The following is a 25,321-nucleotide window of genomic DNA, read 5'->3' on the forward strand; positions in this document are numbered from 1 at the left end:
CGGCAGCACCAAGACCTCCGGGGCCTCCGGGGGCGCCGGGACCTGCCGGGTCTGCAGGACTACCGAGGCCCCTGGGACCACTGGGGCCGAGTTCGCGAGGCCCGGGACCGCCCGGACCCAGTTCGCGAAGACCGGCACCGGCGGGGGCCGCGACGCTGCCGCGGCCGCCAGGGCCGTCGGAAACTACCGGACCGGGTGTGCGAAGAACGGGAGTGCCGGGAACGCTGGGGCCGCCGTCGCGGTCCGAACCGAGGTCACGGCCGCCAGGGCCGCTCGGGCCACCCTCGCGGCCTCGTCCAAAATCCCGGTCACCGGGTTCTCCCGAGCCGTATTCGCGATCATCCGGGCCGTTTGGGCCGCCGGGACCGTACCCGGGCTCCTGGAACCCGGCCGGGCCGCCGTCGCCGTGACCGGGCGCCGCGCCACGACCATGCCGGCCGCCTTCGCCGCGCTGGCCGACCTGACCGAATTCACCGCTGCCGGTACGGCCGCCGCCGCGACCACCGGGATCGCCACCACCACGCATACCGACCTGGCCGAACTCGCCACTGCCGGTACGGCCGCCACGACCAGGGCCGTCACCGCCACGCATGCCGACCTGACCGAACTCGCCGCTGCCGGTACGGCCAGGGCTGCCCGCATCCCGGCCACGTCGCCCTACCTGCCGAAACTCGCCACTGCCGGGCCCACGGCCATCGCCGCCACGACCGTCCGTGCCGCCACGACCGAACTCGCCGCCACGACCATCGCCGCCACGGCCGTCCGTGCCGCCACGGCCGAACTCGTCGCCACGACCGGGCGATCCGCCGCGCCCGTCCATGCCGCCACGACCGAACTCGTCGGCGCCGTAACGTCCGCCGTCACCGGGGCGTGCGAAATCCTCGCCAGGACGCGGGCCACGTGGGCCGCCGCGTCCGGGCTCGTCGTCACCGGGACGCCTCGGCGCGCCGGGCAGGCCGGAGAGGCCCGCGGCTCCGGCGGCACCCGCCATGCCTGCCGCACGGCCGGGGCCGGTGGGCTGGCCGGGCACCACACGGCCGGAGCCGGTCGGCGGGCCGTTGCCGTCCGCGGGCTGCTGCGGCGCACGGAAGCGGTCGCGGCCCGACACGGCACCCGTGGTCGTGCCCGGGCCCGGCACACGCGGTCCGGCGGGACTGCCCGGAGCGCCCGACACCGGCTCCACACCCGGCGGAAGGCTCGGCGCCGACGACGGCAGCGAGGGCGGCGGGGTCGCACCGGGACGTCCCGGCATGACCGGCGGCATGGGCGCGCTCGCCCGCCCGCCGCCCCGTCCATCCGGGGCACCGTCGAAGCCGGGCTGCCCACCCTGCGGACCGTCGAAGCCGGGACGACCGCCCTGCGGACCGTCGAACCCAGGCCGGCCACCCTGCGGACCATCAAAACCCTGCGGACCATCAAAACCCGGACGCCCACCCTGGGCACCGTCAAAACCTGGACGACCGCCCTGCGGACCATCGAACCCAGGCCGACCGCCCTGCGGACCATCAAAACCCTGCGGACCGTCGAAGCCCGGACGCCCACCCTGAGCACCGTCAAAACCCGGACGACCACCCTGCGGACCATCAAACCCAGGCCGGCCACCCCGGGAACCGTCGAACCCAGGACGATCGCCCTGCGGACCGTCGAAGCCCGGCCGACCACCCTGCGGACCGTCGAAACCAGGACGCCCGCTCTGGGGACCGTCGAAGCCGGGTCGTCCACCACGTCCGCCGTCCGGCCCGCCGTGGCGCCCGCCCGCCAGTCCGTCGATCCCGGTCACCCCGGTCTGCGGGCCGCCGTCCGGCCCGGGACGCCCCGGACCACCAGGGCCGCGGAAGCCGTCAGGACCGCCGGGCGCGCCGGGGCCGCCGAAGCGGTCGCGGACCGCGCCGGTGCCACCCGCACCGCCGCTGCTGTGGGCGCCGCCGCCGTGGTCGGGACGGCCGCCGACCGGGCCGGACCGTCCACCGGACACCGGTGCGACCGCGCCCGGCGGAAGGCTTGGGGCGTTGCCGGAGGCCGGTGGCTCGCCCGGCTGTCCGGGGACGCCGGTGAAGCGGGACCGCGAACCGGTCGCGCCGCCGCGATGGCTGATCTCGGGGTTCTGCCGGGACGGCGTGAACGCCCACGAGTTCGGGTTGCCGGCCCCCATCTCCTCGTTCGCGGAGGCGAGGGAGCGCGGCCCACCACCCGGGTTCTCGCCGGGACCCGAGTGGCGTGACGCGGGCGGGCCAGCCGCATGGCCGCCCGGGCTGGGACGCCGGTCGGCCGGTCCGGAACCGGGCTGCTCGTCTCCGCGCCGCGGCATCGGGTACCCGCCGCTGAGCTGCTCTGGAGCACCGGGCTCCGCCGCACGGCGCCGCCCGGTACGGATCTCTCCGCTGGTCGGCTCGCCACCGAACGGGCCGGCAGGCTCAGCCGCCGCACGACGACCGCCCGGCTCGGCACCGTAAGGACCGTCCGGCGCCGCGGCACGACGACCACGGATCTCACCGCTCGCCGGCTCACCACCGAACGGACCGGCAGGCTCAGCCGCCGCACGACGGCCGCCCGGCTCCACACCGTAAGCGCCATCGGGACCCGCCGCACGACGACCACCAGGCTCACCACCGAACGGGCCGCGCGGCTCCACGGCGGCACGGCGGCCACCGGGCTCGGCGCCGTAGGGACCGCTGGGCGCGCCATCGGGCCCGGCGGCACGACGGCCACCCGGCTCGGCGCCGTAAGGACCATCGGGACCCGCGGCACGACGACCACGAATCTCACCGCTCGCCGGCTCACCACCGAACGGACCGGCAGGCTCACCCGCGGCACGACGACCACCAGGTTCCACACCGTAAGCACCATCGGGCCCGGCGGCACGACGACCGCCCGGCTCCGCACCGTAAGCACCATCGGGCCCGGCGGCACGACGACCACGAATCTCACCGCTCGCCGGCTCACCACCGAACGGGCCGCGCGGCTCCGCGGCGGCACGACGGCCGCCGGGCTCAGCACCGTAAGGACCGTCCGGGCCCACGGCGGGACGACCGCCACCGGCCGGATCGCCGAACGGACCGGCCGCGCGGCGTCCGCCACCGGCCTCGTCGTAGGGGGCGTCCGGGCCACCACCGAAGGGCGCGGCCTGCGGTCCTGCCGCACGCCTGCCGCCGGGTTCGCCACCGAACTGACCGCCCTGAGCGCCCATCCCGGCCGCGGCACGCCCGCCCCGGATGTCACCACTGACCGGTTCGCCACCGAAGGGCACGCCACCGTCCGGGCCCGCCGCACGCCGGCCGCCGGGGACACCGGGTCCACCCGGGCCTCCGTCCGGGCCGCCGAACGGAACGCCACCAGGGCCTGCCGCGCCGTAGGGCGGGCCGCCGTCGGACCCGGCCGCACGCCGGCCACCGGGACCGGGCGGGCCGTCGGGGCCGCCGAAGGGACCGGTGGGCGCGCCCTCGCCGGGCCGCGGCCGCGGTGCTGGTGCGCCGGCACCGAAGCGCCCGGCCGGGTTCTCACCACGGCCCGCGTCCGGTCCGCCCTGCTCGGGCCACGGTCCGCCGGCGCCGGGCGCACCCGGACCGGAGACACCGGGACCGCCGGGGAAGCCAGGCCCGCCGTCCGGCACACCGCCGGCGTCCTCGTCCGGCGCCAGGTCGGGTGCCGTGGGGAAGCCGGTGCCGGCCGGGAGCGCGGGAGCCCCGTCGCTCAGGTCGACGTTCGCCTGCTTGGCCGTGCGGAGGTCGTCGAGCCAGCCGATCTCCTCACCGGGGACCACTTCCTCCGCCGGGGGCGGCGACTGCCCGTCGGGCGTGCCGGAGCGGCCCCGGCCCCACCTGCGGCCGCGCTTCTGGCCGCCGGCCTCCTGGCCGTCGTCCGCTCCGTCCGTACCCCGTGCCCTCACGCAACCACTCTCTCTGTCCTCACCGACACGCGGTCAGCTACCGAAGTTCTGCCGGCCACGGCGGTGCCGCCGTGCGCCTCGTCCCCCGCCAGGTCGTGCCCGGACCGGCGGGATCCCGTCCCGTACCCATGCGCGGCATGGCTCGCGCGCGTCCCGTACCGATCGGCCGGACAGCGCTCGGGCTGACCCTGCGCCGGCACGGGGGCGTGACCCCCCAAGCTACAAACCGCCCGCCCGCCGCCGGGAATGTCGCGTGGCGCGTGGTTGATGCCCTCGCAGGCCACGCGCTCGCCGCGATCTCCGGCGGTGAGCGAGGTCACGTTCGCGGGTGGCCACGCTCCCAAGCCCTGTAGCGAGGGTGCGCCACTTCGCCGGTTTTCGCCACCACCGTACGGAGGACGGCCCGTCACCGGGGCTGCTCCCCGGGTCGCCGCGCGGCTCACGTGCCCGCCTCCGCCTGTGGCTCCTGCGCACGTCGCGGCGCGCCGCTCTTCCGCCGCCCGCGAACCTTCCCGCCCTGCTCGCCACGGCCGGCCGCGTCGTCGGCGGCGCCATTCCCACCGCCGGCACCCTCCGGGCCCCCTGCCGATCCGCCCGGCACCTCGCCGCCGGCCGCCTCGCCCGCTAAGACGCCCGAAACACCCGCCTCACCCGCTACGACGCCCGAAACACCCGCCTCGACGGCGACACCAGGAATATCCGACATGTCGCCGCCGCCAGCCTTGCCTGCGATCTCCTCGGCGACGCCGGCCGAGTCGTCCCCCTCGGCCGCGACCGGCGCGACCGTGACCGCGGCCGGCGCGACCACGACCGCGGCCGGCGCGACCACGACCGCGGCCGGCGCGACCACGACCGGCGCAACTGCTCCCGCTTCACCGGCCGACGTGACCACACCAGCTCCCCCACCGGAGACCTGCCCGGCCTCCCCCGGCGCGACGCCGGACGCCCCGGAGGACGCGGCCTCAGCGGCCCCCGCCTCCCCCACCGCGGCGGAAGCCTCGGAGACAACGCCAGAAGACTCAGGGACAACGCCAGAAGACTCAGGGACAACGCCAGAAGACCCAGAGACAACGCCAAAAGACCCAGAGACAACGCCAAAAGACCCAGAGACAACAGCCGCCGGGGGTACGGCCGAGGGGTCCCGGCCCGCCGAAGCCACAGCCCCGGCCGGGCGTGTCTCCCGCCGTGGTGGCATCGGCGTCCCGCGCACCACGCGCCGCAGCTTGGGCAGCCGCTCGGCCACCTCACGTTCGTACCCTCGATCGGTCGGCTGGTAGTACTCGACTGTCGCGAGGTCGTCCGGCGCGTACTGCTGCCGGACCACGCCCCGCCCGTCGTCGTGCGGGTATTGATATCCCGCGCCGTGTCCGAGGCCCTTCGAGCCCTGGTAGTGGGCGTCTCGCAGGTGTTTCGGCACCGCACCGCCGCGTCCCGCACGTACGTCCGCCATCGCGGCGCCGAGTGCGATCGTGGCACTGTTGCTCTTCGGCGCGGTCGCGAGGTGGATCACGGCCTGGGACAGGTTGAGCCCGGCCTCCGGCAGCCCGATCAGCTGCACGGCCTGCGCCGCCGCGGTCGCGACCTGCAGTGCCGTCGGGTCGGCCATCCCCACGTCCTCGGACGCGAAGATCACCAGCCGCCGGGCGATGAACCGGGCGTCCTCTCCTGCGACAAGCATCCGGGCCAGCCAGTGCAGCGCCGCGTCCGGGTCGGAGCCGCGCATGCTCTTGATGAACGCGCTCGTCACGTCGTAGTGCGCGTCGCCGTCGCGGTCGTACCTGACGGCGGCCACGTCGACTGCCTGTTCCGCGGTGGCTAGGTCGATCTCGGCGGCGCCCTGGGCGAGCGCGGACGAGGCCGCCGCCTCGAGCGCGGTGAGCGCCTTGCGCACGTCGCCACTGGCCAGCCGGACCAGGTGTTCAAGCGCGTCGGCGGCGAGGGCCAGCGCACCGTTCAGGCCGCGGGGGTCGTCAAGCGCGCGGCGGACCAGGTCGCGGACGTCGTCGTCGGTGAGTGGGCGCAGCGTGAGCAGCACGCAGCGGGACAGCAGCGGCGAGATGACCGAGAAGTACGGGTTCTCCGTGGTGGCGGCCAGGAGCGTGACCGTGCGGTCCTCGACGGCCGCGAGCAGGGAGTCCTGCTGGGTCTTGCTGAACCTGTGCACCTCGTCGATGAAGAGCACTGTCGGTGGCCCGCCGTAGCGGCGTTCGCGGCGCGCGGTGTCGATCACGGCGCGCACGTCCTTGACGCCTGCGGAGAGCGCGGACATCGCGACGAAGCGGCGGTTGGTGGCGCCGGCGACGAGGTGGGCGATTGTGGTCTTGCCGCTGCCGGGCGGGCCCCAGAGGATCACTGACATCGGGGTGTCGCCGCCGACCAGCTGGCGGAGCGGCGCGCCCGGCGCGAGCAGGTGCTGCTGGCCGACGAGCTCGTCGATGCCGCGCGGTCGCATGCGCACCGCGAGCGGCGAATCCTCACCTGGCGCGACGAAGCTCGCACCCTGCGCATCGGAGGCGGGCCCGACTCCGGCCCGGTCCGGCGTCAGGTCGACACCTCCCGTTTCGGTGACGGCAAAAAGCCCTTCGACCTCCACGTGACGAACGATACCGCCCGGTGCTCCTCGCGCTCGCACGCCGGACCCCACCGCGCCTGAAGATCCAGATCAAGGGCCTGTCGCGGGGGTACGGGTGAGGGCCCGCCCCTCCGTGCCATCCGGCCGGGAACCCCGGTCGAGCGGAGGGGCGGGCCCTCGTCGTACCCGCTGATGCTTCTGATGTCTATGTGTCAGCCACGACCCGGGCGGCGGCCGAAGTAACGCCGCCCACCGCCGGTGCCCGTGCCGGAGCGCGGCCCGGAGCCCACGCCGCCCAGGTAGAGCGCCAGCAGGAACAGGCCGATCAGGACCAGCGTGTTCCAGTTGAACAGGTCGGGCGCGCCGAAGTCGGTGTTGAGCAGGTCGAGCAGAAGCGCGAAGCCGAAGACTCCGGCGGCGATGAGAGCCAGCATGTCGATCCTCCGGGAGGGGTGTCTAAGAGGTATTGACCTCCGTGTACCCACCTCCGCAAGATTCCACTCACGGGCAGTCGTGCGCTCCCGCACAGGTTCGGGCGCGGGCGAGCGCGGCCGCGAGCACGCCGGGGCGCGGTACGCCCGCGGGGCCCCGGACGGCGAAGAGATTGTTCAGCTGCCAGGGGTCGCGGCGCAGGTCGTAGAACTCGCGGTAGACCGAGTCGCCGACCTGGTTCTCGATGTACTGGTAGTCGCCGGGCGCATAGGTGGACGCCCAGGTCGGATAGCCGCCGTTGACCGCGTCGTGCCAGTACTCGAGCAGCACCCGGTCCCGGCGCGCGCCGGTGAGCAGGCTGCGGCCGTCCACCTGGTACCCGGGGGTGAGGCCGGCGAGTTCGAGCACTGTGGGCGCGAGGTCGATCAGCGGGGCGAGGCGGTCGTCGCGCCCGGCCGGCACCCTGCCCGGCCACCACAGCATCAGCGGCACCCGGATCGAGCCCTGGTATGGCACGAACTTGGTCGGCAGCCCGTGCTCGCCGAGCGATTTCCCGTTGTCGGAGACGAAGACGACGAGCGTGTTGTCGATCTCGCCGTTGGCAGTGAGCCGTCGCCGGATCAGCTCCATCTGATCGTCGACGGAGAGCAGCGTGCGCATCTGCGCGATCGAGGTCTGCGCCCCTTCTCGCCCATTAACACGAAATTTCCGTACATACGCTGGCTTGTCAGAGCGGTCCCGCTCGCGGGTTGCCGGGTTGGAGTGCCAGGTCAACGGCGTCTTCGCGTACTTCGCCTCCGCGGTGTACGGCGAGTGCGGCGCGACGAACCCGGCGTAGATGAACCACGGCCGCCCGTCGTCCTCCCGCTCGAACCTGTCGATGTAGTCGACCACCTTCGCCCCGGTGAACGTGGTCGAGTACGGCGGATACACGTCCGTCCCGTCCACGTTGAAGTGCGCCTTCACATATCCGCCGTGCTGAAGCGCCCAGTGGTCGACGTACGGCGGCTTCTCCGCGAGCTCCCACCCGTTGAACAGCTTCCCGGCCGCGGCCGTGGCGTACCCGGCCCGCTTCAGCTCGTGTTGAAGTGTCCGGTCGTGATCGAACACATCGATCTTGGACTGCTGGGTGACGCCTGTGTTGTGCACGTAGCGCCCCGAGAAGATCGACGAGCGGCTCGGGCAGCAGGACGGCGTGGTCGTGACCGCGTGCGTGTAGTCCCGCCCGCCGGCGCCCAGCCAGGCCCGGGTCCGCGTCATCACGTCCGTCTGACCGATCCCGGCATCGTCGAGCACGACGAGCAGCACGTTCGGCCGCCGCGGAGTCGGCGCGGCCTCGGCGGGTGCGGCCGGGGCCAGCATCAGGCCCGTGAGCAGGGCACCTACCAGCGCGCGGCAGTTCAGCGTCATGGCACCATAGTCAACCCGATATAGCAATAAATCGGGCAATGAAATGTTAAATCACCCCAGCGGGGAGCCGTGCCACCCGGCGGCGACCGGGTGGCACGGTGCGCTTACGACCTGCTCTCGACAGGCGCGCCCACACCCGCGGTCCCGGCGGCGGGCGCGGCCGGCTTCGCGTCGACGCCGGCCTCCTTGCGCTGCTGGGCCGTGATCGGGGTCGGGGCGCTGGTCAGCGGGTCGAAGCCGCCGCGGGTCTTCGGGAACGCGATGACCTCACGGATCGACTCCGCACCGGAGAGCAGCATGCAGACGCGGTCCCAGCCGAACGCGATGCCGGCGTGCGGCGGCGGGCCGTACTTGAACGCCTCCAGCAGGAAGCCGAACTTGTCCTGCGCCTCGTCCGGCGTGATGCCGAGCAAGTCGAAGACGCGCCGCTGCACGTCGCCGCGGTGGATACGGACGGAGCCGCCACCGATCTCGTTGCCGTTGCAGACGATGTCGTAGGCGTAGGCGAGCGCACGGTCCGGGGCGGACTCGAAGTTGTCAAGCCACTCCGCGTTCGGCGAGGTGAACGGGTGGTGCACAGCGGTCCAGCCGCCATCGTCCGTCTTCTCGAACATCGGCGCGTCGACCACCCAGCAGAACGCCCAGGCGGACTCGTCGATCAGGTTCGCCCGCTTGGCGATCTCGACGCGCGCGGCGCCGAGCAGCTCCTGCGCCTCGCGCTTCTCGGCCGCGGCGGCGAAGAAGATCGCGTCGCCCGGCTTCGCGCCGACCGCGTCGGCCAGGCCGGACAGGTGCGCCTCGTTCAGGTTCTTGGCGACCGGGCCGCGCGGCTCGCCGGTCTCCGCGTCGAGCACCACGTAGGCCAGGCCGCGGGCGCCGCGCGCCTTGGCCCAGTCCTGCCAGCCGTCCAGCTCCTTGCGGGTCTGCGACGCACCGCCCGGCATGACAACGGCGCCGACGTAGCCGCCGTCCGCGATCGCGCCGGCGAACACCCGGAACTCGGTGCCGCGCAGGTACTCGGTCAGCTCGGTCAGCTCGACGCCGTAGCGCAGGTCGGGCTTGTCGGAGCCGTACCGGGCCATCGCGTCCAGGTAGGTGATGTGCGGGATCGGCCCGGTGATCTCGTGCCCGGCCAGCTCTTTCCACAGGTTCTTGACGATCGCCTCACCGAGGTCGATCACGTCCTCCTGGGTCACGAAGGACATCTCGATGTCGAGCTGGGTGAACTCCGGCTGGCGGTCCGCGCGGAAGTCCTCGTCGCGGTAGCAGCGGGCGATCTGGTAGTACCGCTCCATGCCGCCCACCATCAGCAGCTGCTTGAACAGCTGCGGGGACTGCGGGAGCGCGTACCAGCTGCCGGGCTGCAGACGGACCGGGACCAGGAAGTCGCGCGCGCCCTCCGGCGTGGACCGGGTGAGCGTCGGCGTCTCGATCTCCAGGAAGTCGCGCTCGTGAAGCACGGTCCGGGCGATCTGGCTTGCCTTGGACCGCAGCCGCAGCGCCTTGGACGGCCCGCTGCGGCGCAGGTCCAGGTAGCGGTAGCGGAGGCGGATGTCGTCGCCCGCGTTCACGTCGTCGTCGACCGGGATCGGCAGCGGCGCGGCCTCGGAGAGCACCTCCAGTTCGGACACGATGACCTCGATCGCGCCGGTCGGCAGCTCTGGGTTCTCGTTACCGGCCGGGCGGGCGTTGACCTCGCCGACGACCTTCACGCAGTACTCGTTACGGAGCGCGTGGGCGGCGTCCATGTCCTCGCGGAAGACCACCTGGACCACGCCGGAGCCGTCGCGGAGATCCACGAAGATGACCCCGCCGTGGTCGCGGCGGCGGGCCACCCAGCCGGCCAGCGTCACGGTAGCGCCGGCGTCCGTCGCGCGCAGGCTGCCGGCGTCATGAGTACGGATCACGACAGTGAACTCCTCGTCGTTGCTGTCAGGTGTCGTCAGCCTCGCATTCTGTCAGGCGGGTCGGGCGGGCTTTCGCGCGGCGCGCTGGCACCCGTACCATCCAGAAGGTTGATTTAGGTTTCTGCCTTCAACACGTTAGGAAGCCTTTCGTGTCAAACAAGGCGAGCACAGACAAGGGCAAACTGCTCGACGTCCGGCGCCTCAGCCTGCTGCGCGACTTCGCCGCGTTCGGCACCATCGCCGCCACCGCCGAGTCCGCCCAGCTCTCCGGCCCCGCCGTGTCCCAGCAACTCGCCGCGCTCGAACGCGAGGCCGGCGTGCCACTGCTCGAGAAACACGGACGCGGCCTGCAACTCACCGAGGCCGGGCGCCGCCTCGTCGGCCACGCCGACGTCATCCTCGGTGGACTGCTCGCCGCCGAGGCCGACCTCGAGTCCCTGCGCGGCGGCACCACAGGCGTCATCCACATCGCCGCGTTCCCCTCCGCCGCGCGGGTGCTGCTCCCCTACGTCTGGCGGCACCTCACCGAGTCGTCCGCGCGCGACATCGCCCTCCGCATCGCCGACCACGAGCCGGACGCGGCAATCGAAGCGCTCCGCCAGCGGCAGGCCGACCTCGCGATCATCCACTCCTACAACCTGCTCCCCCGCGACCTGCCCACCGCCACCGAACAGATCCACCTCCTCGATGACCCGGTCGTTCTCGCCCTCCACCCCGACCTGGCCGCCGTCCACAAACTCACCCGCGGCAGCGCCGCCGACCTCGAACGCTTCGCCGACGAGAACTGGCTCCTCCCCACGCCCGGCACCACCGCCCACGAACTCACCCTCCGCGCGTGCGGCGCCGCCGGCTTCATCCCCGCCCCGGTCGCCACCGCCACCGACTTTTCCGTGCTCACCGCGCTCGCGGCGGCGGACGCGGGGGTCGCGCTCATCCCGCGGATGGCGCTCCCCGCCGACATCGAAGGCGTCAGCCTGCACCGCCTCAAGGTCCCGGTCACCCGTACCGTCTCCGCCCTGGTTCCGGCGGGCGCCAGCCTGCACCCGAGCACGCGACAGGTCCTTGAACTGCTCAAAGAGGCGGCCTTGCGGCCTTGGAGACCCTGAAACCACCTGTCCCGCTTCCGGCGTGGTCACTTCTCGCGCGCTCCCGCGGCCTGGGGATCCGCGGGTGGTCACCACGAGCACACGACGCCGCCCAGCTCAGAGGTCCGCCTCGGACGGCGAGCGGCGCCACGTCGTAGTCGGACGGCAGGTTGAGCTGGTACTGCAGGGCGATCATCGAACGTCCTCACGCAGAGAAGACAGAAGGGAGACGGCGCCCGCGACGGCGTCGTCGTACGGCTCGGTGGACTGCGCGGCCTTGGCGAGCACATATCCACCCTGGACGACGGCAACGACGGTCGCCGCGACTTCGCGAGGCACGAAGCCGGCCCGCAGCTCCCCACTCGCCTGCCCCTCGGCAAGCAGCGAGGTCAACCGCGCGCGGTACCAGCCGAGCGTCTCGTCAAGCGGCTTCCGCAGCACCGGGTCGGCGACGATGTCCGGGTCCTCGGACATCCGGCCGATCCGGCACCCCTTGAGCGCCTCGCGGGGCCGCATCAGGTAGGTGACCAGGCGGTCGTACACCCCGGTCTCGGCGTCGAAGACCTTTTCGCCGTTGGCGCGCATCTGGTCCGCGTTCCGCTGCAGCGCGGCAGCCGCGAGGTCGGCCTTGCCGCGGAAGTGGTGATACATGCTGCCCTGCCCGACACCGGCCCTGGCCAGGATGTCGCGCGGGCTTGTCCCCACGTATCCCCGGTCCCAGAGCAGCTCCCGCGTCGCCTCGATCAGTCGTTCCCGGGTGTCCATCAGGCGAGTGTACATACCAGTAGTTACAACGCTGCGTGGGTGGGTCGCACCCTGGCTCACCCCGCCCCGAGGGCCGAGATTCAAAAGCAACAACCACCGAGGGGGTCCGCCGTGAGCACGCAGCTGTTCGTCAACGCCACAGTCTTCCTGCCGGACCCGGTGCCCGGCCTGGACCTGCTGGTCGGCGACGGCCGGATCATCGAGGCCGGTCCGGGCCTGCGGGCCGCCGGAACGACGATCGTCGACTGCGGTGGCCGAATGATCGCGCCGCTCTTCGCCGGGCCGCTCACCGTGGGCGGACCCGCCACGTTCGCGCTGGTGCCGGACGGCGAGCTGGAGACGCTCGTGCTCTGGCCGTCACAGAACCTGACGCTCGTCACGGACGGGGTCGTGGTGCCCGCCGTCGAGACCGCACCCGGCCGGTCCTCGTCTCCGCACCTCGGGACGTGGATCGACTCGACCGGCTATATCACTCAGCACCTGACCGCGGACGGCCGCTACGACGAGACGCGCGGAGGCCGCCGGCATGCGTACCAGGGTGCGTTCCGGATCGACGGCGACCGCATCGTCTACCGCGACGACCTGGGCTTCTGGGCCTACGGCCGATTCGACGGCGGCGTGCTCCACCACGGCGGCTACACCTTCACCCGAAAGGACTCCTGACCATGTCAACGCTGTTCACAGGTGGCGCCGTCGTCACCATGGATCCCACGCTCGGCGACCTGCCGCGCGGCGACGTGCTGATTTCCGGCACCGAGATCGTCGCGGTCGGCCCGGACCTCCGCGACCACCCCGAAGCACGGGACGCGACCGTGATCGACACGACCGGGCGGATCGTCGCGCCCGGCTTCGTCGACACGCACCGGCACGCGTGGCAGGCGCAGCTGCGCCGCACCATCCCGGACGTCGGCGACCTGGGCGAATACCTGTCCACCACGCTCGCCGGCGTGGCTCCGGTCTACACCCCGGACGACATGTACGTCGGCACCCGCCTGGCCGCGCTCACCGCGCTCGACGCGGGCATCACCACGATGCTCGACTTCTCGCACAACTCCCGGACCGCCGCCCACTCGGACGCCGCGATCAACGGCCTCGCGTCCACCGGTATCCGCGGCGTACACGCGTCGATGGGCCCGCATTTCGGCACCTGGGACCGGCAGTGGCCGGCCGACCTGACCCGCCTGCGCGCCCAGCTGCCGCCCGGCGGCCTGATCACGTTGCGCCTGGCCGCGCTCGCCACCGACATCGTGGGGCCGGACCTGGTCTACGGCCCGTCACTCGCCGCGGTCGCCCGCGACCTGGACATCGCGGTAAGCATCGACGCGGTCTTCGGCACGGCCTCCTCCGAGGCGATCCTGGCCTGGGAGAAGCAGAACCTGCTCGGCCCGGACCTGGAGCTGATCCACGCGACCGGGCTGACGCCCGACGCGTGGCGCGCGATCGGCGACACCGGCACGACGATCTCGCTCGCCCCCAGCTCCGACACCCAGATCGGCCTGGAGACCGCGATCCCCGCGATCGACGAGGCACTCGCGGCCGGGGTGCGCCCCGGCCTGAGCATCGACGTGGAGGTGGCGCTGGCCAGCGACATGTTCACCCAGATGCGGGTGCTGCTCGCCGTACAGCGCATGCGGGCCGTCGACCGCCCGTCCTCCCGAATCACCACCCGCGACGTCCTCGGCTTCGCCACCACCGACGGCGCCCACACAATCGGCCTCGGCGCGGTAACCGGCACACTCACCCCCGGCCGTCAGGCCGACCTCATAGTCGTCGACGCCGAAGCCATCAACACGATGCCCCTCAACGACGCGATCGGCACACTGGTCCTCGGCGCCGACCCCCGCAACATCACCACAGTCCTCGTCGCAGGCCACACCCTCAAATCCAACGGCCACCTGCTCAACATCGACCTACCCGCCCTCAACCACCAGGTCACCACCTCCCGCAACGCCATCCAGGCCGCCACTTCCTAACCTCCCGGAAATTCCCTAAATCCGGACCCGAAAATTTGCCGACCACGACGCAACAGCACCGCCGGTGCGACGGAGCCAAAAACTCTTGATCTACACAAGCGCTCAAACCCCGCGACTGCGCTCCGTATAACTACTGCTCAGCGGCTACACCCATCCCACATTGGAAACTGCCGCCGACCCCCCCAAGGTGACCACCGGGGGGTTTCGGGGGGGGGGGGGGGGGGCGGCGAGCCGGATAGCGCCGGCACGGGAGGGGGGGGGGCGCGGGGCGCCCCGGGCCCCCGCGGGGCAGCCCCGGCCGGCCGCCGGCTCCCCCCCCGGCCGCCCCCGCCCCCCCCCCCGCCCCCCCCCCCCCCCCCCCCCCCGGGCCCCCCCCCGGGGCCCCCCCCCCCCCCCCCCCAACCCCCACCCCCGCGAAACCGCAGAGACCGAAACGCAACCACCCCCACCCCAGTAGCGTAGTGATCACCCGCAGCAAGGCCTTAACAGAGCCGAAACGTCCCGGTGCCAGCATCGGTAGCCCGGAGCAGACATGGAGGTCGACTCTTGTTCCTCAGCCGGCATGAGCAGGATCGTCTGCTTATCCACGTCGCCGCCGACGTGGCGGAGAAGCGCCGCGCGCGCGGTTTACGCCTGAATTATCCGGAGGCGACCGCGATCATCACCGCCTACATCCTGGAGGCGGCACGTGACGGCCGGACCGTGGCGGAGCTGATGGAGGCCGGGCGGACCGTGCTGAGCCGGGCGGACGTGCAGGACGGCGTGCCGGAGATGCTCGCCGAGGTGCAGGTGGAGGCCACGTTCCCGGACGGCACCAAGCTCGTCACAGTGCACGAGCCGATCCCGTAGGGGGCAGCATGATTCCCGGAGAGATCCTGCCCGGCGACGGGGAGATCGAGATCAACGCCGGTAAGCCGGTGCTGACGCTCCCGGTGGCGAATACCGGTGACCGGCCGATCCAGGTGGGCTCGCACTACCACTTCGCGGAGGCCAATCCGGCGCTTGAATTCGACAGGCGGGAGGCGTGGGGCCATCGGCTTGCGGTGCCGGCCGGGACGTCCGTGCGGTTCGAGCCGGGTGTGCCGCGTGAGGTGGACCTGGTGCCGCTCGGTGGGCGCCGCATCGTTCCCGGCCTCCGCGGTGAGGCGGCGGGCCCGCTCGACAAGGACGAGACCGCATGAGCTTCCTGGACCGGCGCCGGTACGCCGCGCTCTACGGCCCCACCACAGGTGACCGCATCCGGCTGGCCGACACGAACATCCTGATCGAGGTCGAGGAGGATCGGGCCGGCGGCGGCGACGAGGCGGTCTTCGGCGGCGGCAAGGTGATCCGCGAGTCGATGGGCCAGTCGCTTGCGACCCGCGCGGAGAACGCGCTGGACACCGTGATCACCGGCGCGGTCGTGCTCGACCACTGGGGGATCATCAAGGCGGACGTCGGCATCCTGGACGGCCGGATCGTCGCGCTCGGCAAGGCCGGCAACCCGGACACGATGGACGGCGTACACCCGGACCTGGTCATCGGCCCGGGCACCGAGGTGATCGCGGGCAACGGCAGGATCCTGACCGCGGGCGCGATCGACTCCCACGTGCACCTGATCGCGCCGGGCATCCTTGAGGAGGCGATCGCCTCCGGCATCACCACGATCATGGGTGGCGGCACCGGCCCGGCCGAGGGCACCAAGGCCACCACCGTCACGCCGAACGCCTGGTACCTCTCCCGGATGTTCGAGGCGCTCGACGTCTGGCCGGTGAACGTGCTGCTGCTCGGCAAGGGCAACACGGTCTCCGAGGAGTCCATGTGGGAGCAGCTGCGCGGCGGCGTGGGCGGCTTCAAACTGCACGAGGACTGGGGCACCACGCCCGCGGCGATCGACGCGTGCCTGCGGGTGTGCGACGCGTCAGGCGTGCAGGCGGCGATCCACACGGACACGCTCAACGAGGCCGGTTACGTGCAGAGCACGCTCGCGGCGATCGGCGGCCGGTCGATCCACGCGTACCACACCGAGGGCGCGGGCGGCGGGCACGCGCCGGACATCATCACCGTCGCCTCCGAGCCGAACGTGCTGCCCTCCTCGACGAACCCGACCCGGCCGTACACGCGAAACACGCTCTCCGAGCACATCGACATGCTGATGGTCTGCCACCACCTGAAGCCGTCCATCCCGGAGGATCTGGCGTTCGCGGAGTCGCGCATCCGCCCGACCACGATGGCCGCGGAGGACGTGCTGCACGACCTCGGCGCGATCTCGATGATCGGGTCCGACTCGCAGGCGATGGGCCGGGTCGGCGAGGTCATCCTGCGCACCTGGCAGACCGCGCACGTGATGAAGGAGCGCCGCGGCGCGCTGCCCGGCGACGGCGGAAAGGACAACCTCAGGGCGCGGCGGTACGTCGCGAAGTACACAATCGCCCCGGCCGTGGCACACGGCATCGACGGCGAGGTGGGCTCCGTCGAGCCGGGCAAGCTCGCCGACCTGGTGCTCTGGGACCCGGCGTTCTTCGGCGTCCGGCCGTCGCTGGTGATCAAGGGCGGCATGATCGCCTGGGCGCAGATGGGCGACGCCAACGCGTCAATCCCCACGCCGCAGCCGATGCTGCCCCGGCCGATGTTCGGCGCCTACGGCAACGCGCCGGCCGCGACCAGCCTGGCGTTCGTCTCCGGGACCGCGATCGAGGACGGGCTTGCCGGCCGGCTGGACGTGAAGCGCCGCCTCGCCCCGGTGGCGAGCACCCGGAACGTGGGCAAGGCCGACCTGCCACTGAACGACGCCACGCCGCGGATCGAGGTGGAACCGGACACGTTCACGGTCCGCATCGACGGCGAGGTGGTCGAGCCGCAGCCGGTCGACTCGCTTCCGATGACCCAGCGCTACTTCCTGTTCTGATGACCACCGATGACCACCGATGACCGTCCGGGGACCGCTTCCGAGGGCCGCCCGGTGATCGCCGCCGGGCTGGACGCCGCCGAGCCGGCCGCCAGAGGGTCGGTCGCCGCAGGGCCGGTCGCCGCCGAGCCGGCCGCCGCCGAGCCGGCCGCCGGAGGGCCGGTCGCTAGAGGGCCAGCCGCCGCAGCGTCAGTCGCCGCAGGGCCAGCCGCCGCCGGGTCGGTCGCCACGCTGCTCGTCCTCGCGGACGGGCGGCTGCCGGCGGGCGGGCACGCGCACTCGTCCGGGCTGGAGGCGCAGGTCAGCGTCGGCCGGATCCGCGGATTGCCGGACCTGGAGGCCTTCCTGCGCGGACGGCTGGCCACGGGCGGGCTGGTGGCCTCGGCGTTCGCGGCCTGTACCCGTACCCACGCGGTCGAAGATCTTGATCGTGCCTTTGAGGTCCGGACGCCGTCGCCCGCGCTGCGCCACGCCTCGCGCGCGCAGGGGAAAGCGCTGCTCCGGGCCGGTCGCGCGATGTGGCCGGTCCCCGCGCTCCACCGGGCGGACGTGCATCAGCCGGTCGCGCTCGGGGTGGTCGCGGCCGCCGCCGGGCTCGCGCCGGAGCAGGCCGCGGTCGCCGCCGCCTGGGGCACGATCAGCGGCCCGGCGAGCGCGGCCGTGCGGTTGCTCGGCCTGGACCCCTACGGCGTGCACGCGCTGCTGGCCCGCCTCGCGTCCGACTGCGACGCCATCGCCGCCCGCGCCATGACATATCTGGAAAAATCCCTCGATGACCTGCCGGCGGACGGTGCTCCGCTGCTTGACATCGGCGCCGAACACCACGCCACCTGGGAGGTGCGTCTCTTTGCCTCATAAGGACACGGACGGAACGGTCCCGCACGGCCACGGGCCGACGGATCCCGGACCCGACCCGCACGCGCCCCTGACCGAGAACCGCCGCGCGCTGCGGATCGGCATCGGCGGCCCGGTCGGCTCCGGCAAGACCGCGCTTGTCGCCGCACTGTGCCGGTCGCTTGCCGCGGAGCTGCGGCTGGCCGTCGTCACCAATGACATCTACACCACCGAGGACGCCGACTTCCTGCTGCGCAACGGCGTACTCCCGGCCTCGCACGTGCGGGCCGTGGAGACCGGCTGCTGCCCGCACACCGCGATCCGCGACGACATCTCCGCCAACCTGGACGCGGTCGAGGACCTAGAGGCCCAGCTCGGCCCGCTCGACCTGATCCTTGTCGAGAGCGGCGGCGACAACCTCACCGCCACGTTCAGCAAGGGCCTGATCGACGCGCAGATCTTCGTCGTCGATGTAGCCGGCGGCGACAAGGTCCCCCGCAAGGGCGGCCCCGGCGTCACCACCGCCGACCTGCTGGTCATCAACAAGACCGACCTGGCTCCCCTGGTCGGCGCCGACCTGTCCGTGATGGACCGCGACGCCCGCGCCAGACGCGGCGACCTCCCGACGATCTTCCAGTCGATCGCGGAGGACAAGGGGGCGTCGCAGGTGGCCGCGTGGGTCCGCGGCCTGGTCGCGGCACGCGCCGTGGTCGCTTGAGAAGCACCACGGGGGTACGAGGATGAGCGCGCGAGGGTCACGCTGATGCGGGCCGTCGCACGAATCGTCGCCACGCCTGACGGCCGGGGCGGCACCAGCCTTCCCACGCTGGCCGGTGAGCCGCCGCTGCTGGTCCGGCGCACCGGTACGCGGCAACCCGGCGTACCCGCGGACGTGCACCTGGTCGGCGGCGCGGCCGGCCCGCTCGGCGGCGACCGGCTGCGCATCGAGATCACTGTGGAGGCCGGCGCCGCGCTGGTGATGCGCACGGTCGCGGCGTCGATCGCGCTGCCCACCCCCCGCGCGCACGGCCGCCCGGACACCTCGCTGGTCGAGGTGCACGCCAGGGTCGCGCGCGGCGCCCTGCTGCACTGGCTGCCCGAACCGCTGATCGGCGCGGCCGGCTGCGACCACGAAGCGGTCACGCTTGTCGAGGTCGCGGACGGCGGCACGCTTGTCTGGCGCGACGAGCTGGTCTGCGGGCGGCACGGCGAGGAGTCCGGCGACGTGCGCCTGCACACCACCGTCCGGTACGCGGGCCACACGATCTACCGCCACGACCTGTCCGTGGGCCCGGCCGCGCCCGGCTGGTCCGGCCCCGCGGTGCTCGGTGGACGCGCAACCGGCTCACTGATCGTCATCGACCCGGCCTGGGCGGACGCCGGCACTCCCCCGGCCACCACGCTCGGCGACACGGCCGCCGCCATGCCGCTCCCCGGCCCGGCGATGCTGGCCACCGCGGTAGGCGAGGATCTCCGGGCGGTCCGGGGACCGCTGGACAAGGCCATGCAGCTCACGCCGGTGGGCGTGCGCTGAAGGCTTCCGCGCGCTCGTCCCGGTGAGCCGCTGCCGAACCGTCTCGTCGCTCATCCCGCGACCGGGTTCGCGACCGGCCGCAACCGCGTGCTGCCGACCCCGAGGTGACCGGCCGGACCCGCACGCTGCGGTCTTTATGACGAACGTCCGCTTGTAGGTGAATGTGCCTGAGGTGCACGGCCGCCCAAAACGATCACTACCCGGTGACAGACCGCGACTTCGGAGAGTGCAGATCCGTCGAAACGTCCCGGTACCCGCGTCCGGTGATCTCCCTGCTGGACGCGGGGGTGACACGCACTTGCATAATCCAGGCATGGCACGGGAATCGGAGAGCGGACCGCCGAGCGGCGAGTCCGGCGTGGTAACGGTCGAGCTGACCGCCACAGAGGCGGCCGCGGGCACGACGAAGACCATCGCGCTGCCGCCCGACGGGCGGCTCATAGCAATCAACCTGCCGGCGGGCATCGGCGACGGCGCGATCCTCCGGCTCCCCCGAAACGACAGCTCGTCCGCGGACGGGCCACCGGAGCTGACCATCCACGTCCGGGTCACCGCCGACGAGGATGCGACAGCGGCGATCCCACTCCCCCCGCCCCCGCCCGTCCCCGGCGACAACACGACGTCGATCATCCCGCTCCCGACCCCCTACGACGACACGACGCCGCTCAACGTCCCGTCCGGCACGTCACCGTCAGCCGACTCCGACGCGACCGCCGTCATCCCGACGCCGCCCGCCGACGACGACCACACCTCAGTCATCCCGGCACCCTCGGCCGCCGAGGACGACGACCGCACCTCGGTGATTCAGGCGGGCCCGTCCGCCGACGACGATGACCGGACCTCTGTCATCCCGTCAGGCTCGATCGCCGCCGACGATGACCGGACCTCGGTCATCCCGCCGGCCTCTTCCGCAGCGAACGAGTCGACCACGAGCAGCGTCACGGGCGACGACCAGACAACCGACACGGCCGAACCGGTCACCGGGGGCGACCGGGCGAGCGGCCTGACCGACGGCGACCGGACGACAGCGATCCCGGACGGGGACGTGACCGACGGGGACCGGGTCATCCCGGCCGCTACGGTCACCGATGGAGACCGTGACGACTCGGCCGGTGAGACGGATGTGGTCGCCGCGCCGGACAGCGCCGATGAGGCTGTCACGCCGAGCGGGGCGGACCAGGACCGCGCGGCGGTCATTCCGGCGCCGGACAGCGACGCCGACGAGCGGGCCACCGTATTCGCCACCGGCGACGCGACGGATGGTGCCACGCAGCCGGCTGCCGAGTCCGAGCCGGCCGCCGGCGCGGACACGGCGCCGGTGACGGCGGACGATGAGAAGACATCGATCTTCAGCGCGGTGGACACCGCGCCGGACGCGGAGACCACGCAGCGGGTCCCGGCAGACGACGAGCAGGACCGGACCTCGGTCATTTTCACCGCTCCTGCCGTGCCCGCCGCCGCCGACGAGACAGACGCCGACGCGAGCCCGGCCACGACCGACACGGTCGAGACCGCCGACGAGACCGCCGTCATAAGCGCCGCCGATGTCACCCCCGCTGCTTCCGACGCAGACGAGACCCCGGCGGCGCCTGCCGAAGACAGCGACAAGACCTCGGTCATCAGCACAGCTGGGTTCGGCTCGGATGCGTCCGGTGCGGATGAGACCTCTACGACGGTCGACGACGACAAGACCTCGGCCTTCAGCGCCACCGGATTCGGCCCAGCCGCATCAGGTACGGACGAGACCTTTGCCGCAGCCGACGACGACAGCGACAAGACGTCGGTCATCAGCACCGCGGACTTCACCCGGACCGCGTCCAATGCGGACGAGGGGCCGGCGGCCGCTGACGACGACAGCGACAAGACCTCGGTCTTCACCGCTGCGGATCTCACTCCGGCCGCGGCTGGTCAGACCCCCGGCGCGGGGCAGAGCCACGCTGAGGATGAGGGCGACAAGACGTCGATCATCGTGCCGGCGGTGGTCGCTGCCGGAGCTGCAGGGCTTGCCGCAGCTGCGGTGGCGGCGAAAACACGGTCCGGGGATGATTCGCCGGAGGCGGCTGACCGGCCGTTCCAGGCGGAGAGCACGCAGCACGTGCCCGCGGCCGACGCCACGCCCCCGCCCGGTTACACGATGCCGACGAGCACCGCGGACACGTCGGGTGAGGCGGCCACGCCCGGGATTCCGCCGACGTCGGCCGCGCCTTCGACCGCGTACCCGCCGGTGCCTGGTTCGAGCTACCAGCCTGACCCGGGTGCTCCGGCGCCGGCCTACCCGCCGATTCCCGGCGGTCCGGGCGGTTACCCGCCGCCGCCGGTCTCCGGTGTGCCTGCACCCGGCACGCCCGGCTATCCGCCGGTTTCCGGTGCCCCGGCCGGAGGCACATCCGGCTACCAGCCGCCGCCCGGCTACCCGCCGATCCCCGGCGCTCCGGGTGACAGCACACCCGGGTACCCGCCGATCCCCGGCGCTTCGGGCGACAGCACACCCGGGTACCCGCCGATCCCCGGCGCTTCGGGCGACAGCACACCCGGGTACCCGCCGATCCCCGGCGCTTCGGCACCGGGAACGCCCGGCTATCCGCCGGTCTCGGGCATCCCGGCCTCGGGCGCCCCTGGCTATCCGCAGGTGTCCGGTGCCGGAACGCCCGGAACGCCTGGCTACCCGCCGGTCTCCGGCGTCCCGGCCTCGGGCACGCCCGGATACCCGCCGCCCGGATACCCGCCGGTTTCCGGCGCTCCCGCCTCGGGCATGCCCGGATACCCGCCCGTCTCCGGCATCCCGGCCCCGGGCACACCTGGCTACCCGCCCGTCTCCGGCGTCCCGGCCCCGGGCACGCCCGGATACCCGCCGGTCTCCGGCGCTCCCGCGCCGGGCACACCTGGCTACCCGCCGGTCTCCGGTGCGGCCGGCTACCCGCCGCCGCCCGGTTACCCGGCGCCCGGGGCTCCCGGCTATCCGGCCGGTTATCCCACCTCCGCCGTGCCCTCGTCGGGCATGCCGGATCCGAACGCGCCCGCGCCGGGTGCGCAGGTCTGGGGTGCGCCGCCGCAGGGAGGGCAGCCGCAGTGGGGGCAGCAGGGGGCGGCTTATCCGCCGGGGGCGTACCCACTCGGTGCTCCTGGTGGTTTTGCCTCGCCGCCGAAGCCGAAGCGCAATACCGCGCTGATCGTGGTGGGTGCGGTGCTGGCCGTGCTGCTCTGCGCGGGGCTGTGTGCGGTGCCGGTGATGTTGTTCCAGGGGGACCGTGACCAGGCCGCGGTGGAGGAGAACGGCGGGCAGGCGGCGCCAACGGAGAGCGCGCCGCCGGAGCCGGTGACGATCACCGAGTACCAGGCGATGCTCAGCGCGCTGGACGGCGACATCAAGCCGAGCTTCGAGGCGTTGACCGGCACCACCAACCCGACCACGCTCACCGAGGCCGCTGACGATCTGGGCGAGAAGTTGAGCGCGCAGGCGTATTCGCTGGCCCGGGTGACGCCGCCGGCGCCGGTCGCGGCGGAGCATGCGGCGCTCGTCGAGGCGCTGACCTCGCTGAGCTCGGACGTGCTCGACGCGAGTCTGTCCGCGGAGGGTGCGGAGCTGTGCACCGGGTCCTCGGCGAACAGCGTGGTGTCCCGGTCGAACGGCGCGGGCAAGATGCGGACGGCGACCGCGGCGCTGTCGGCGAAGGACCCGAGCCTCGTGGTCGGTGCCTGGCTGTCGAAGCCGCTCGCGGAGGAGAACCGCAGGCCGGCGAACGGCAAGTTCATCAAGAGCGTGCGGGGCGGTCTCGGCGAACTCACAGTGGACAACGGCGGGGACCTGGACGCGCTTGTCACGATCGTGAAGAACGGCGAGGACACGCCGCAGATCTCGGTGTACATCCACGGCAAGAACAAGTTCACTGTCGACCAGATCTACGACGGTACGTACACGATCTTCGTGACCGGCGGCCGGGACTTCGACGGCAAGCGGTTCAACCGGGACTGCGACTTCAGCAAGTTCGATGACACGATCGAGTTCACCACGACGTCGTCGCAGTACACGACGTGGACGATCAGCCTGCAGGCGTCGGCCGGCGGCAACGCCAGCACGAGCGGCGTCGACCCGGAGGCGTTCCCGGAGTGATCTGACCCGCTGCGCGGAGAGGGCCGGGCCCTTTCCGCGCAGCGGTCAGCGGTCCTCTCCGCGCAGCGGTCAGCCGAAGATCGCGCGCGGAATGACCGCCGCGGGTACGCCGAACGTGCGCAGCAGCGCCTCGGTCAGGTGGTCGGCCGCGGTCTTCTCGCTCCAGCCGAGCGAGCCGGTGAGGTCGATCACCACGCGCTCGTCGAAGATCGTCACCCACATCAGCACCGCGAACCGGACGTCCTGCTGCGGCAGCCGCCCCCGGGTCATCGCGGTCTCGACAAGCCGGGCCAGCCGGTCGTAGAGCCCGCCGATGAACGGGTCTTCCACGTTGCGCCTGGCCAGCAGCCCGCGCGGCGATCGCATGTGTACGGCTGCCGCACCCCATCGGGTGGCCTGGGCGACCCATTCGTGGCAGAGCACGCGGATGTCGGAGATCGGGTCGTCGCCGACCGGCAGCCTGTCGAACGCGTCCAGCAGGTCACCCATCAGCTCGGCGAAGTACGCGTCGACAGCGCTGCCGGTGTCGGAGAAGTTGCGGTACGCGGTGGCGGTGGAGATCCCGGCCCGTTCCGCGGCCTCGGCGAGCGGGAACTCGGTCCCACGCTCGGCGATCAGCTCGCCCACGGCGGTGAGCAGCGCGGACCGGCGTTGCCGGGCGTCACTGCGGCGGGGCCGCTCGTCGTCGTCGGCCGTTCCCGGAGCCGAAGCTGACCGGACTCGTCCCGTTGGCAGCGACATGTCCGGGATTCTACGCGCGGGGTAGCCACGTCCCCGTAATCAGATCGCAAACAAGATCAGGCACACTCGCGTAAGTGAGAAAACCTTCTCACTTGTACGGGAGGCAGGTCCATGTCCACGAGACACACCCGCGTCGCGGTGATCGGCGCCGGCGCGGTCGGCCTGGTAGTCGCGGAGGCGGCGCACAACGCCGGCCACGACGTCGTGCTGTGCGCGCGCACCCGGCCCGAGCGGCTGGTCATAGAACGATCCGACAGCATCCGCGAGCTCGACGTGCCGGTACTTGTCGACCCGAGCGAGGCCCGCACCGCCGACTGGGTGCTGCTGGCCACGAAGGCGCAGGACGTCGCGGGCGCCGCCGCCTGGTTCGACGGGCTGATCGGCCCGGAGACCACGGTGGTCGTGCTGCAGAACGGCGTCGACCACGCGGAGCGCGTCGGCCCGCTGCTGCCGGCCGGCGTCACGCTGCTGCCCGCACTGGTCTACGTCGCCGCCGAACTGCTTGAGCGCGGCCACGTGCTGCACCGCAAGGGCGCGCGGCTGACGGTCCAGGGCTGCCCGGACACGTCAGGCCCGGCCTCGTTCGCCTCGTTCGACGCGAAGCCGGCCACGATCACGAAGCCGGCCACGAACACTGAGCAGGCCACGAACACCGAGCAGGCCACGGCCGTGCGAGCGCCCAGTGAGGTGCCCGGTGAGCGTTTCGCCGCACTGCTGGCCGGGTCCGGGCTGATTGTCGATCAGGTGGCGGACTTCCGCACCGCGGCCTGGCGCAAGCTGCTCACCAACGCGGGTGCGAACCCGGTCACCGCGCTCACCATGCGCCGGATGGCCGTGATCCAGCAGGAGGACGCGGTCCGCTCGCTCACCCGCGCGCTGCTGCACGAGGCCGTGGCGGTCGGCGTGGCCGCGGGTGCGGCACTGACCGACGACGACGTGGCGCGCACGTTCGAGATGTACGACGCGTTCGCGCCGGAGGACGGCACCTCGATGCTGTACGACCGCGCGGGCGGCCGGGCGACCGAGCACGAACTGATCACCGGCGCGGTGGTACGGCTCGGCGACCAGCACGGCGTGGATGTGCCGCTGAACCGGGCGATCCTCGCGCTGATGCGGGGCCTCAACCACAAGTAGCTTCCGGCCGCGTACCCAGCTGTGGGTGCGCGGCTTTTCTCTGCCCTCTT

18 protein-coding genes and 1 pseudogene are annotated in these 25,321 nt (G+C 72.6%); 13 read left to right on the forward strand and 6 right to left on the reverse strand.

The genetic code is table 11. The features are described from left to right. The first annotated feature begins 406 nt into the window (after positions 1 to 406). Both ACIA8K_RS04240 and ACIA8K_RS04245 read left to right on the forward strand, forming a co-directional pair. Positions 407 to 2,221 carry a hypothetical protein gene (locus tag ACIA8K_RS04240; RefSeq protein ID WP_396054800.1) on the forward strand — a complete coding sequence of 605 codons (1,815 nt, stop codon included), beginning with the start codon at positions 407 to 409 and terminating at the stop codon, positions 2,219 to 2,221. An 18-nt stretch (positions 2,222 to 2,239) separates the two neighbouring features. After that, positions 2,240 to 4,072 (forward strand): hypothetical protein, encoded by a 1,833-nt coding sequence (locus ACIA8K_RS04245; RefSeq protein ID WP_396054802.1) that lies wholly within the window; start codon positions 2,240 to 2,242, stop codon positions 4,070 to 4,072. Positions 4,073 to 5,021: 949 nt separating this feature from the next. Here the strand turns inward: ACIA8K_RS04245 and ACIA8K_RS04250 are convergent. The 4 genes and pseudogenes from ACIA8K_RS04250 to aspS form a co-directional block, all read right to left on the reverse strand. Continuing rightward, positions 5,022 to 6,479, reverse strand: a pseudogene (locus ACIA8K_RS04250) (replication-associated recombination protein A); the annotation flags it as partial. A 191-nt stretch (positions 6,480 to 6,670) separates the two neighbouring features. Beyond that, positions 6,671 to 6,892, reverse strand: a complete 222-nt coding sequence (locus ACIA8K_RS04255; RefSeq protein WP_396054804.1) for a hypothetical protein — start codon at positions 6,890 to 6,892, stop codon at positions 6,671 to 6,673. Positions 6,893 to 6,959: 67 nt separating this feature from the next. Further along, complete coding sequence (locus tag ACIA8K_RS04260; protein WP_396054806.1) at positions 6,960 to 8,300, reverse strand: sulfatase-like hydrolase/transferase; 1,341 nt, start codon at positions 8,298 to 8,300, stop codon at positions 6,960 to 6,962. Positions 8,301 to 8,404: 104 nt separating this feature from the next. Further along, the gene (gene aspS / locus ACIA8K_RS04265; protein ID WP_396054808.1) at positions 8,405 to 10,207 is read right to left on the reverse strand and encodes an aspartate--tRNA ligase; all 1,803 of its coding nucleotides are present in this window, start codon (positions 10,205 to 10,207) and stop codon (positions 8,405 to 8,407) included. Positions 10,208 to 10,356: 149 nt separating this feature from the next. Here aspS and ACIA8K_RS04270 point away from each other — a divergent pair, with 149 nt between their 5' ends. Further along, positions 10,357 to 11,313, forward strand: a complete 957-nt coding sequence (locus tag ACIA8K_RS04270) for a LysR family transcriptional regulator (RefSeq protein ID WP_396054810.1) — start codon at positions 10,357 to 10,359, stop codon at positions 11,311 to 11,313. Between the two features lie 171 nt (positions 11,314 to 11,484). Here the strand turns inward: ACIA8K_RS04270 and ACIA8K_RS04275 are convergent, their stop codons facing one another. Beyond that, complete coding sequence (locus ACIA8K_RS04275; RefSeq protein ID WP_396054812.1) at positions 11,485 to 12,057, reverse strand: TetR/AcrR family transcriptional regulator; 573 nt, start codon at positions 12,055 to 12,057, stop codon at positions 11,485 to 11,487. Positions 12,058 to 12,168: 111 nt separating this feature from the next. Between ACIA8K_RS04275 and ACIA8K_RS04280 the strand changes: the two genes are divergently transcribed. From ACIA8K_RS04280 to ACIA8K_RS04320, 9 genes are all read left to right on the forward strand, one after another. Beyond that, entirely contained in the window at positions 12,169 to 12,720 is a 552-nt protein-coding gene (locus ACIA8K_RS04280) for an Atu4866 domain-containing protein (RefSeq protein ID WP_396054814.1), read from the forward strand. Between the two features lie 2 nt (positions 12,721 to 12,722). Further along, positions 12,723 to 14,030: an amidohydrolase family protein gene (locus ACIA8K_RS04285; RefSeq protein WP_396054816.1), complete on the forward strand. Its 1,308-nt coding sequence runs from the start codon at positions 12,723 to 12,725 to the stop codon at positions 14,028 to 14,030. A gap of 546 nt (positions 14,031 to 14,576) precedes the next feature. Further along, positions 14,577 to 14,879 carry an urease subunit gamma gene (locus ACIA8K_RS04290; RefSeq protein ID WP_396054818.1) on the forward strand — a complete coding sequence of 101 codons (303 nt, stop codon included), beginning with the start codon at positions 14,577 to 14,579 and terminating at the stop codon, positions 14,877 to 14,879. A gap of 8 nt (positions 14,880 to 14,887) precedes the next feature. Beyond that, positions 14,888 to 15,211 (forward strand): urease subunit beta, encoded by a 324-nt coding sequence (locus tag ACIA8K_RS04295; RefSeq protein ID WP_396054820.1) that lies wholly within the window; start codon positions 14,888 to 14,890, stop codon positions 15,209 to 15,211. Continuing rightward, positions 15,208 to 16,917 (forward strand): urease subunit alpha, encoded by a 1,710-nt coding sequence (locus ACIA8K_RS04300; protein ID WP_396054822.1) that lies wholly within the window; start codon positions 15,208 to 15,210, stop codon positions 16,915 to 16,917. Before ACIA8K_RS04295 ends, ACIA8K_RS04300 begins: the two co-directional genes overlap by 4 nt. Before the next feature lie 9 nt (positions 16,918 to 16,926). Beyond that, positions 16,927 to 17,775, forward strand: a complete 849-nt coding sequence (locus ACIA8K_RS04305; protein ID WP_396054824.1) for an urease accessory protein UreF — start codon at positions 16,927 to 16,929, stop codon at positions 17,773 to 17,775. Further along, entirely contained in the window at positions 17,765 to 18,469 is a 705-nt protein-coding gene (gene ureG, locus ACIA8K_RS04310) for an urease accessory protein UreG (RefSeq protein WP_396054826.1), read from the forward strand. Before ACIA8K_RS04305 ends, ureG begins: the two co-directional genes overlap by 11 nt. Positions 18,470 to 18,514: 45 nt before the next feature. Further along, a complete protein-coding gene (locus ACIA8K_RS04315; RefSeq protein WP_396054828.1) occupies positions 18,515 to 19,285 on the forward strand; it encodes an urease accessory protein UreD in 771 nt (256 codons plus the stop codon). Positions 19,286 to 19,598: 313 nt separating this feature from the next. Next, positions 19,599 to 23,396: a hypothetical protein gene (locus ACIA8K_RS04320; RefSeq protein ID WP_396054830.1), complete on the forward strand. Its 3,798-nt coding sequence runs from the start codon at positions 19,599 to 19,601 to the stop codon at positions 23,394 to 23,396. Between the two features lie 69 nt (positions 23,397 to 23,465). On the opposite strand, the gene ACIA8K_RS04325 is transcribed toward ACIA8K_RS04320, so the two are convergent. After that, positions 23,466 to 24,137: a TetR/AcrR family transcriptional regulator gene (locus ACIA8K_RS04325; protein ID WP_396054832.1), complete on the reverse strand. Its 672-nt coding sequence runs from the start codon at positions 24,135 to 24,137 to the stop codon at positions 23,466 to 23,468. Positions 24,138 to 24,248: 111 nt separating this feature from the next. On the opposite strand from ACIA8K_RS04325, the gene ACIA8K_RS04330 reads away from it, so the two are divergent. Then, positions 24,249 to 25,271 (forward strand): 2-dehydropantoate 2-reductase, encoded by a 1,023-nt coding sequence (locus ACIA8K_RS04330; RefSeq protein WP_396054834.1) that lies wholly within the window; start codon positions 24,249 to 24,251, stop codon positions 25,269 to 25,271. The last annotated feature ends 50 nt before the right edge of the window (positions 25,272 to 25,321 follow it).

The sequence above is a fragment of the Catenuloplanes sp. NPDC051500 genome (assembly GCF_044454585.1).
Classification (GTDB): Bacteria; Actinomycetota; Actinomycetes; order Mycobacteriales; family Micromonosporaceae; genus Catenuloplanes.

What these genes read in the sequence shown, in the direction of transcription:
- ACIA8K_RS04300 (WP_396054822.1), top strand. Translation starts at nt 15,208, where the DNA reads ATGAGCTTCCTGGACCGGCGCCGGTACGCCGCGCTCTACGGCCCCACC.
- ACIA8K_RS04295 (WP_396054820.1), top strand. Translation starts at nt 14,888, where the DNA reads ATGATTCCCGGAGAGATCCTGCCCGGCGACGGGGAGATCGAGATCAAC.
- ACIA8K_RS04275 (WP_396054812.1), bottom strand. Translation starts at nt 12,057, where the DNA reads ATGGACACCCGGGAACGACTGATCGAGGCGACGCGGGAGCTGCTCTGG.
- ACIA8K_RS04245 (WP_396054802.1), top strand. Translation starts at nt 2,240, where the DNA reads ATGGCCGCCCGGGCTGGGACGCCGGTCGGCCGGTCCGGAACCGGGCTG.
- ACIA8K_RS04325 (WP_396054832.1), bottom strand. Translation starts at nt 24,137, where the DNA reads ATGTCGCTGCCAACGGGACGAGTCCGGTCAGCTTCGGCTCCGGGAACG.
- ACIA8K_RS04285 (WP_396054816.1), top strand. Translation starts at nt 12,723, where the DNA reads ATGTCAACGCTGTTCACAGGTGGCGCCGTCGTCACCATGGATCCCACG.
- ACIA8K_RS04315 (WP_396054828.1), top strand. Translation starts at nt 18,515, where the DNA reads ATGCGGGCCGTCGCACGAATCGTCGCCACGCCTGACGGCCGGGGCGGC.
- ACIA8K_RS04260 (WP_396054806.1), bottom strand. Translation starts at nt 8,300, where the DNA reads ATGACGCTGAACTGCCGCGCGCTGGTAGGTGCCCTGCTCACGGGCCTG.
- ACIA8K_RS04255 (WP_396054804.1), bottom strand. Translation starts at nt 6,892, where the DNA reads ATGCTGGCTCTCATCGCCGCCGGAGTCTTCGGCTTCGCGCTTCTGCTC.
- ACIA8K_RS04320 (WP_396054830.1), top strand. Translation starts at nt 19,599, where the DNA reads ATGGCACGGGAATCGGAGAGCGGACCGCCGAGCGGCGAGTCCGGCGTG.
- ACIA8K_RS04305 (WP_396054824.1), top strand. Translation starts at nt 16,927, where the DNA reads ATGACCACCGATGACCGTCCGGGGACCGCTTCCGAGGGCCGCCCGGTG.
- ACIA8K_RS04330 (WP_396054834.1), top strand. Translation starts at nt 24,249, where the DNA reads ATGTCCACGAGACACACCCGCGTCGCGGTGATCGGCGCCGGCGCGGTC.